Source organism: Succinimonas sp. (genome assembly GCF_045225735.1).
GTDB lineage: Bacteria > Pseudomonadota > Gammaproteobacteria > Enterobacterales > Succinivibrionaceae > Succinimonas.
Genome location: NZ_JBGVBR010000246.1, coordinates 1 through 9,355, shown reverse-complemented (window position 1 = coordinate 9,355; position 9,355 = coordinate 1). Strand labels below are relative to the sequence as shown.

General features: G+C 51.2%; 7 protein-coding genes. 1 reads left to right on the top strand and 6 read right to left on the bottom strand.

Annotated features, from left to right (window positions below; translation table 11 throughout):
- The 6 genes from ACJROR_RS08630 to ACJROR_RS08605 form a co-directional block, all read right to left on the bottom strand.
- Positions 1-1,752, bottom strand: a 1,752-nt coding sequence (locus tag ACJROR_RS08630) for a methyl-accepting chemotaxis protein (protein WP_406546773.1), incomplete at its 3' end; no start/stop codon positions are given.
- A gap of 357 nt (positions 1,753-2,109) precedes the next feature.
- A complete protein-coding gene (locus tag ACJROR_RS08625; RefSeq protein ID WP_406546772.1) occupies positions 2,110-2,808 on the bottom strand; it encodes a TIGR00266 family protein in 699 nt (232 codons plus the stop codon).
- 74 nt (positions 2,809-2,882) lie between these two features.
- Complete coding sequence (locus tag ACJROR_RS08620) at positions 2,883-3,482, bottom strand: hypothetical protein (RefSeq protein ID WP_406546771.1); 600 nt, start codon at positions 3,480-3,482, stop codon at positions 2,883-2,885.
- A 32-nt stretch (positions 3,483-3,514) separates the two neighbouring features.
- Entirely contained in the window at positions 3,515-3,850 is a 336-nt protein-coding gene (locus ACJROR_RS08615) for a hypothetical protein (RefSeq protein WP_406042235.1), read from the bottom strand.
- Positions 3,847-6,339, bottom strand: a complete 2,493-nt coding sequence (locus tag ACJROR_RS08610) for a YgiQ family radical SAM protein (protein WP_406546770.1) — start codon at positions 6,337-6,339, stop codon at positions 3,847-3,849. Before ACJROR_RS08610 ends, ACJROR_RS08615 begins: the two co-directional genes overlap by 4 nt.
- A gap of 12 nt (positions 6,340-6,351) precedes the next feature.
- Positions 6,352-6,780, bottom strand: coding sequence for a hypothetical protein (locus tag ACJROR_RS08605; RefSeq protein ID WP_406546769.1), 429 nt, complete (start codon positions 6,778-6,780; stop codon positions 6,352-6,354).
- 692 nt (positions 6,781-7,472) lie between these two features.
- On the opposite strand from ACJROR_RS08605, the gene ACJROR_RS08600 reads away from it, so the two are divergent.
- Positions 7,473-9,026: an RNA-binding domain-containing protein gene (locus ACJROR_RS08600; protein ID WP_406546768.1), complete on the top strand. Its 1,554-nt coding sequence runs from the start codon at positions 7,473-7,475 to the stop codon at positions 9,024-9,026.
- The last annotated feature ends 329 nt before the right edge of the window (positions 9,027-9,355 follow it).

Here is a 9,355-nt window from a genome sequence, read left to right as displayed (position 1 = left end):
GATAACCCCGGTGATCTGCTTGGTGGACTCGCTGGTCTTGTTGGCCAGTGTCCGCACTTCATCGGCCACCACGGCAAAGCCCCGGCCCTGCTCGCCGGCTCTGGCGGCCTCGATGGCGGCATTAAGAGCCAGGAGATTGGTCTGCTCGGCAATGCCGCGAATAATGGAAATCACGGAGCTGATGCGCTTGCCCATTTCATTTACCCGGGTAATGCTCTCGGTGGTAGCCTTGAGCTTCTTGTCCAGCTGATGGGTGGTGGTGATGTTCTGACTCATGATCTTCCGGCCTTCGTCAGACACCTTGCCGGCATTGATAACCTCGTTAAGGGTATGCTGGGAGGAGTCTTCCACCATCCGGATGGTGTTTTCCAGCTCATGGGTGGCGGCAGCTACCATGGTGGCCTCGCGGCGCTGCACGTCAATGGCCTCCTTGGCATCCCCCACAATCATAATGTTCCGGGAGGAGGTGTCATTAAGCTGCTTCACCATTTCGGACAGGGTTTTAAGAAGCTCTCTGTTCTTGCCGATAAGGCTGTTAAGTCCCTGACCGATGCGGCCGAACTCGTTCTCCCCCTCAAAGGTATAGCCGGCGGTAAGATCGCCGTTGGCGGCAGACTCCATCACCCCGATAAGATGATACATGGGCTTCTTGATGCTGACTGCCAGGTTGACGCATACCAGAAACACCACCAGAATAATGAGGATAAAGCCCACCAGAAAGGTGAACATAGCGAGATTGATGTTGGTATGCACCTTCTGGGAAGCCTTGGTGGAAAAGTCCCGGGCGTTATTCTGGAGGATTATCAGATTCTCTTCGGTGCTCTGAATGATCTTGATGCCTTCATCAATGACCGCCTCCAGGCTTTCCCCCTCCAGAGCCAGCTCATAGGTCTGGTACAGCACGCCCTTGGGCTCCATGATATGTCTCTTGAAGGGATCCAGGTAGCCGTTCTTGAGGTTGTCAATGGTGCCGGGCACCTCGCCGTCAAGTTCCGTCACCTTTTCCATGAACATGTCGAACTGCACCGGCATCCGGTCATAGATTTCCTTGATTTTTTTGGGGGAGCTTAACTTAAAGGCATCGTACAGCTGATTTTCAATGCCGATGCGGATGGGGTTCATGTAAACCACAATGTTCTTGACGAAGTCGTCTCCCGTGGCCTCCGCGGTGCGGTCAATTTCCAGGGTCATGAGGTTAATGAGACCCTGAGTCTCGGTCTGGGCCTTGTTGATTTTGGCCCGGTGCTCCAGGAACTTCCGTCTGTTGGCCGGAATGGGCTCGGTAACGTCAAGATACTTGCGAACAAAGGAATGCAGAGCCTTCACCCGCTCCAGAATTTCGGGAGAGGAGCTCTGAATAACGGTGCTGCTGCCTACCAGCTCCTCCAGCGATTCCAGATCGGCATCCAGCTGCACCCGGCCCACCTTGAGCTCGTTTGCCAGCTTGTCCACTTCGTCCGTGGTCTGCGCCCCGATGATTTTAAAAAGAGCCTGATTGGCCGCCAGAAGAGAAATCTGCAGCTTGTGAGAACTGATGCTGATAGGATTGGCTTCCCGCTCCACGGCGGTGAAGGAACTGTTAATATCGATCTGATAAAGACTCGTAAGTCCGAAGCTTATGGCAAATCCCAGAACAATGATGGCAAAGGATATGTATATGCGGTACAGAAGGGAAACGTTCTTGATGCTCAGCATGGAAAGAACCTTTCCGGCAATTCTTTTAATCTTCTGTCCCGAGTCTCGTATTTTCATCTAAACCAGCCTTAAAAACGAAAACCTTTTCGTATTATAGGAAAAAGACATCATTTGAACAATTTTCCGAAGTCAATAAAAGGATCGAGATCATCAGTTTTCGGGGACAAGCAGCGGGAATGAAACCTATTACACAAAAATTTCAGATGTTTTCAAAGGATGATGCGTCATATCTGCCGGCGGTAACGCATTTTTATGAGCATAAGACAAAAACGGCGCCCGGGATCTCCCCGGCCTTTACCGCCGGATACCGGGGCTTAAGAACTTAACTCGGGATAAGCCCGTAATGAGCCCGGGATTAGATTAGCCCGGAAAAGGTATAAAACTGCTATAGCGCTGTAAAGAACCTGTTAATCGCTAGATCGCGAAATCGAAAATTGCTCCCAGGCAGCCCGTTTTTTCCTCTTTTTTGCGCACCGCGCTGTACTTCGTGGTATGAATGTAAAGGGTGCCTGGTCCGGTGAACTTACAAACCAGCCCTTCCCCGGAGGTTACGCTGGAAAACAGCCCAGAGGCCTTCTGCATGGTGTATTCCAGATCCTCGTCCCAGGCCAGGAGATGCCCGTTATCCACCACCAGGGTCTCTCCCGGTTTCAGGTCAAAGCGATGGGCGGCGCCGGCGGCGGAGAGAAAGGCGGTTCCGGATCCGGTAAGCCGGATCAGAAAAAAGCCCTGCCGGGATGTCAGTCCCTGAAAAAGTCCCTGCATTTTGGTGCCGAGCTCCACATCCGGGGTGCTGGCAAGGTAAGAGCCCTTCTGCGCCACAAGGCCCTTCTCCGGAGTAACGCCGAGAGCCAGAATGCTGCCATGATCCCCGGATCCCAGACAGACGGAGCCGGAAGCGCTGTCTGCGGTGATGCTGGACGTGAAAAACGATTCCCGGGTCAGAAACGAGCGAATGAGACCGCCGGCAAGACCGCCCTTGACCCCGCCCTCCAGCTTAAGGCCCTGACTCATGGTGATCATGGCGCCCCGCTCGCAGCAAATATGCTCTCCCTGATTAAGAGACACCCGGAGCATGGGAAAGGTGTCCTGACTTAGTATTTCATATTGCATGGTTTTTCTCTCTTCCTGCTGCTATGCCATCGGCTGCCCTGCCGAGCTTCTTATTTGCTGTCGTTTTCCGGCGGTTACTTTGCCGCCTGCGCTTTCTCGGCCTCTTCCTTCTCGGCCTTTCTCCTCTTGATCTCCTTTCGGATCTCAATAAGCTTCAGAGTTTCCGGGGAAAGCTCGAACTCGCAGGTATTGTTTCCTTCCAGATTCAGGGGCTGATACATATACTCCCGGCTTCTTATGAGAAACTCCTGATGGGCGGCCTTTCTCAGGGGATTATCAAAGTACCACTGACGCACCTGAGTCAGCATGACGGAAAAGTTATCATAATTAAGCTCCTCGCCATAAACCGTAATGCCGCAGTTAAAGGCGTCGTCCAAATGTCCCCGGGCCAGCAGGATGCCGGTGCGATCCTCCGGTCTGGTCTCCAGGATCTCCTGAAACACCCGGGCGTTCTGTTCCAGCACTTTAAACTCGTCCGGGGTGATCATGTAAAAATCCTTTTTCATTTTAGCCATGACGTTATCCCGGATGCCGTCATGATCGGCGTCCACTCCCAGCAGGGTTTCGTCCTCCGGCTCCTCGATAACCTTTTTGCCGTGTTTTTTGCAGCCCGGCACTCCCATCATTACCGTAAGAGCCAGAACCGTTATGAGTATTTTTCCAAAAGCTTTCATGTTCTTTATTTTTCCAGTTATTACCCCAGTATTTACCAGAGCTGATGCTCCGGAATATCCGCCGTATCAGGGAGAGGCGCCAGAACGGGTTCTCCGGGATTCCGCTTAATGATATCCTCCCGCACTTCATCGGCATAGGAGCTGTTTCTCTTAAGAAGCATAAGATCCTCCGGCAGTTCCTCAAAAAACAGGGAACTCCCGTCATGAAATTCTACCATAAGCCCCGTTTCCATCCCGGAAAACTCCGAGGGATCCAGTACCGGGGAAAACTCCCGGAGATCCAGCACCGCCTGCACCGTGCCCAGCATCTTTTTCTGAAAAAGCACCGTATCCCCGATATGCATCACTCTGCCGTCAATGTATTTCATCTGTCCTTGTTCCTGTTTTTGTGTTTGCCTGAAGCGCCGTTTCTGCTGTCCGGATGCGGCATTTTTCCGGATGGTCTCCGGTCATTGCCGCGGCTGTTGCCACGACTGTCCCCGAAGCCTGCCCCGGCACTGCGTCCTAAGTTTTTCATTCTGTCGTTATTCCTGGCGTTATTTCTGCCGGTGTCCTCCCTCCGTCCCCGCTCCTCCCGCTCAAAGCCGTAGCGGGGACGGGAGGCGCTGTTACGGTCGCCGGCGCCGGGAGGCGGCACCAGAGCATCAGGGCCGGTGCCGATAAGGTATTCCATGCCGAGTTCCCGGAGCGCCTCCCTGATTACTGCAAAATTCGCAGGATCATGATAACGCAAAATCGCCTTCTGTCTTTTCCGGGCGATATCCCCCTTGGCGACAAATACTTCGCTGTTATCCCCGGATTTAATCCTTTCGTAAGGATTCATGCCGGTATAGTACATGGCAGCGGCTCCGGCCATGGGAGTGGGAATGTAATTCTGCACCTGATCCAGTTCAAAGCCGCGTTTTTTCAGCCAAAGCGCCAGCCGGATCATGGATTTAAGATCCGAACCGGGATGGGAGGACATGAAATACGGGATCAGGTACTGCTTTTTGCCGGCCTCCGCGGAATAGCGGTCAAAGAGTTTTTTAAATTCGTCATAGCCGGAAATGGCCGGCTTCAGCATCCGGGACAGCACCTCGGGCTCGGTATGCTCGGGAGCGATTTTAAGAAGACCGCCCACATGGTGGGTGACCAGCTCCCGGATATACTCCGGATCTCGGAGCGCCAGATCAATACGCACTCCCGAAGCGATAAACACCCTTCTGATAAAGGGCAGGCTCCTAATGCGGCGGTAGAGCTCTATCAGGCTGCTATGATCCGTATTAAGCTTCCGGCACGGCTCCGGATAAAGACAGGAGGGCCGCCGGCAGGAGGCCTGAGCCCGGGGATCGCTGCAGCCCAGCCGGTACATGTTGGCGGAGGGCCCGCCCAGATCTGAAAGCACTCCCTTGAAGCCCGGGGTTTTATCCTTTACCTCGGTAACCTCATGCACCACGGAGTCCTCGGAACGGCTCTGAATGATTTTTCCTTCATGGGCGGTAATGGAGCAGAAGCTGCAGCCCCCGAAGCAGCCCCGCATAATGGACACCGACTCCTTTATCATGTCATAGGCCGGAATGCGTTCCCCCTTATAGGCCGGATGGGGCACTCTTCTGAAGGGAAGCTCATAGACGGCATCATATTCCGGCGTGGTCAGAGGGAAAGAAGGCGGATTCACCCAGACATAGCGGCTTCCGTGAGCCTGAGCAAGACAGCGGGCACAGTAAGGGTTGGTCTCCAGCAGCATTAGGTGGGCCGCCTGGGCATAAGAGAGCCGATCCTTTTTCACCTCCTCGGCGGAGGGCATCAACACATACTTCTCCGGGATGGCATCCGGGGCCGGAGCATGAACTGAGGAGGCAGCAGGTGAGGCGGCTGATGCTGCGGACGATGCTGCAGACGATGATGCGGATGATGATACGTTTTCAGATGAGGCGGCAGAATGTGAGGAAACCGCGGGGGACTGAGCCGGTGCTGCGGTGGGATCCGGGGATGAAGCCAGGGATAAAGACGGAGACGGATTCTGGGATGATGTCGGGGATGCGGGCTGGGATGAAGTCTGGGACTGCGCCGGAGCAGTCTGAGCCCTGTCGTTCCGGGAGCATAGGTCGCAGTAAGGGTTTTTCCGGGGCGGGATGGGGATCCCGGCCTCGGGCTTCCGGGCATCGATGCCGGTGAAGCCCGGGGGGAGTTCCCCCAGCATCACGGCTGTGCCCCGGATATCCGTAAGACTCTTTATGTCCTCACCCTGAGAGAGCCGCCAGGCAATTTCGATAATGGGACGTTCGCCGTTCCCGTACACCAGAATATCCGCCTTGGAATCCGGCAGCACGGAATTCTTTACCGTATCCGACCAGTAGTCATAATGGGCGAAGCGCCGGAGAGATGCCTCGATGCCGCCCAGCACCACCGGAATGCCCTTATAGGCCTCCTTGATTCTCTGGGTATAGACTACTGTGGCCCGATCCGGTCTTTTGCCGGCCACGTTGCCGGGGGTATAGGCATCATCGCTTCTGATGCGGCGTTCTGCGGTGTAATGGTTGATCATGGAATCCATATTGCCGGCGGTTACCCCGAAAAACAGCCGGGGCCGGCCCAGGATCATAAAGGCATCCCGGCTCTTCCAGTCCGGCTGGGCGATTACCCCCACCCGAAAACCGAAGGCCTCGAGGTACCTTCCGATAATGGCCGTGCAGAAGCTGGGGTGATCCACGTAGGCATCCCCGGAAACCAGAATAATGTCGCAAAAGTCCCAGCCGAGAGCAGTCATTTCCTTCCGGCTCATGGGGAGGAAGGGAGCAGATCCCCGGCCGTCCTTCCGGAAGCCCGGATAATCCAGAATATTCTGATAGTGTTTTTTAAAGGTCTGCTCGGGCATGGGAAAGTCCTGTTACTTTGGGACAGCAGAGTGTTTGCCGGGGACGCGGGAAGCGGAAGACCGGGACTTAGTTCTGGCACCGGAAGGACTCTTGCCGGAAACGCCCTCCTCCCAGAGCTTGGCGGCATAGGTGAAATCAAGATCGCTGCGGCCGCTTTCAAGAACTGTGGCCAGTATCTGACAGAACTCCTTCTCGTCGTACTCCCATCTGTAGATATGGACCTTTTTGCCGGCCGAGAATGTCTCTGCAATGTAATACGTGGTAAAGGCATTATGAAGGACGCAGATGAGGGAGTCATCCCTTTTGAGATACATGCAGGGCTCGTAAGGGTAGGAGGTAAGCTTGTAGGTGATCCCCTTATAGCTGTAGGTTAATTCCGCGTCATTGTCATAGCAAAGAGCGCCGTAATCTGTCATCTTCTCTGTCATCTCTTCTGTCATTTCTTTTGCTCCCCGTAAAGTCATGCTCCCGTCTTGTCTGTTTGGCACCGGCTGGCGGCGGTCGTCTTATTGTTGCAGCGCCGGTAATCTGATTTTTGCGGCACTGCCGACAGATTTTTGCGCCGCCGGTCTTGCTGTCTTTAGGTTTGGGTTCAGGGGTTGGGTTTTACCGGGGCGTTATTTTTCCTGGAGTTTGGGTTTTGACTTTATTTTTTTCCTTCCCCGATGCGGCCTCCCCGGGCACAGTGAATAACGCATCACCGCTGCAAAGTAAGGCGTAAGGCATTCCCCTGCAAAGCTCCCGTGCTCCCATAAAGACGGCGCAACGGTCTAATTTTACACCAACATCATGCCGGTATCCTGAACATGAGGACAGTAATCCTGCGGGGATCAAATCAGGAGTCCGCAATAAGCTTTGCACCTGTTTACAACGTCATGAAAAAGCCCGATATACGAAATGCAATTCATTCCTAAATTTTACAGATTTCTTCAAGAACCTACGGTATTTGCTGATGTATCGTGGAACAATGACCGCCAAAGTGCTTCTTATCCATAGTTGGGTACAGGCCAACCATAACATTCTCAGATTTCAAAATAATCTTTGACTTACGACTAACTTACGATTAAGATTAAATAGTGAGTTAGTCGTATGTTAGTAGCCGGTTAGCTGAAAATAATTACAGGGGGTGTACATGGCAATTCCGATTACCATAGAAACATTATTGAATGACAATGTGGTTGAATGGGCCAGAATCGAGTTCAAGGAAGGTTGGAATCCTGATGCCGCATTAAAGACCATAAGCGCCTTTGCCAATGATATTGACAACTGGGGTGGCGGATATCTGGTGATTGGAGCCCGGGAAGAAAACGGCAGAGTGGTAAGACCAGTAAGCGGACTTGAGGAGAATCAGCTTGATGCCATTCAAAAGGATATTTTACGTTGCTGCAAGTTTTTAAAGCCTGTTTATTTACCGGAAACTCAGCCGGTGAAAATTGACGGAAAGTGGCTGCTTCTGGTCTGGTGTCCTGGCGGATATGATCGTCCATATCAGTGCCCGAAAAAGCCATCCGTGAAAAACAGCGAAAAGGTTTATTGCATCCGCAAGATGGCCAGCACCATTGAAGCAACGGATCTTGATGTCAAGGAACTCCTTTCCTTATCCCACAACGTCCCCTTCGATGATCGCATGAATCCCCGGGCAGAAATCAAAGATTTAAAATATCCGCTTCTGAGAAATTTTCTCCAGAATGTTGAAAGCAGTTTGCTAAAAAATTCTAATGGCACAGACAATCTCAGTGTTGAAACTATTGCAGCTGATATGCACATTGCAAACGGCCCCAGAGAATGTTATAAACCTCTTAATGTAGGTCTCCTGTTTTTTAATGATAATCCGGAAAAATTTTTCCCGTACTGCAGAATTGAAGTCGTTAATATTCCTGATGAAACCGGACAGGGCATGGAGGAAAGAATATTTTCCGGCCCTATTGACGAACAGCTGCGCAGCGCTCTCAGTTATTTAAAAAACCAAGTAATTGCCGAGAAGGTTTTTAAGGTTCCGTATCAGGCTGAAGCCATCAGAATTAAAAATTACAGCTATGCGGCTTTGGAAGAATTTGTGTCAAATGCCGTTTTTCACCGATCCTATCAGGAATATGAACCTATAACCATACGCATAGAACGAGACAAAATTGAAATTACAAGTGTTCCGGGGCCTGACAGATCAATTTCCGATGAAGATATCCGCAATTATCAAATGCGTGCCAGGAGATACCGTAACAGACGCATCGGAGATTTTCTGAAGGAACTCCATATGGTTGAGGGCAGAAACACTGGGATACCGATTGCAGTTAAAGCCATCAAAGCCAACGGCTCCCCCCTGCCGACATTTTTAACGGATGAGGATCGCACCTTTTTCTCGGTTATTATGCCCATTCACCCGGTATTTATCGATAATACAATTATTACCAATAAGATCCCTAAAAACAAAACCAAAAAAAGGCGTTCCAGAACGGAAATAAAGGATTTGATTATGACAATTCTGCGTGATAATGATTTGTCAGGTGCGGCTATTTATTCAATGCTGGGATACAGCGGCAATCCTTCCAAGACATTTTCGGAATGTGTAGAGGAATTGATGTCAGACGGGAAAATATGTTATGCATCTGGCTCTAAAAAACCGTTAAATAACATATTAAAAAGAAACAAAGGTCGTTATAAAGATAAAAAAGTAAATAAAAACAGTTAGATAATAATAAAAATACAGAACTCTGTTTCAGAAAAGGATATAACAAGAAAAAATCCTGTCTTCTGCGAGTTCTGTATTGTTATCGAATATAACATCCGATGTCCCTGTGAAACAGAACCAAAGGAAATACAAACTGGATACCGTCATCACTTTTTAAGCCGGAGATTACCGTTTCACAACCTCAGAGCAATCACAGCAGCAGCCTCAAAAAACTGCTGCCAGGGAATCCTCAATATGCGCTTTACAGGTATTTTACGAAGGTATTCCTCATTCTGAGGATGACGTCAATCAGCCAGTCAAACTGCTTATGGCGTTCCTCCTCGCTGGAG

Excerpts from the sequence above, each read along its gene's own strand:
- ACJROR_RS08625 (WP_406546772.1), bottom strand. The coding sequence starts at position 2,808 with ATGCAATATGAAATACTAAGTCAGGACACCTTTCCCATGCTCCGGGTG.
- ACJROR_RS08600 (WP_406546768.1), top strand. The coding sequence starts at position 7,473 with ATGGCAATTCCGATTACCATAGAAACATTATTGAATGACAATGTGGTT.
- ACJROR_RS08615 (WP_406042235.1), bottom strand. The coding sequence starts at position 3,850 with ATGAAATACATTGACGGCAGAGTGATGCATATCGGGGATACGGTGCTT.
- ACJROR_RS08620 (WP_406546771.1), bottom strand. The coding sequence starts at position 3,482 with ATGAAAGCTTTTGGAAAAATACTCATAACGGTTCTGGCTCTTACGGTA.
- ACJROR_RS08610 (WP_406546770.1), bottom strand. The coding sequence starts at position 6,339 with ATGCCCGAGCAGACCTTTAAAAAACACTATCAGAATATTCTGGATTAT.
- ACJROR_RS08605 (WP_406546769.1), bottom strand. The coding sequence starts at position 6,780 with ATGACAGAAGAGATGACAGAGAAGATGACAGATTACGGCGCTCTTTGC.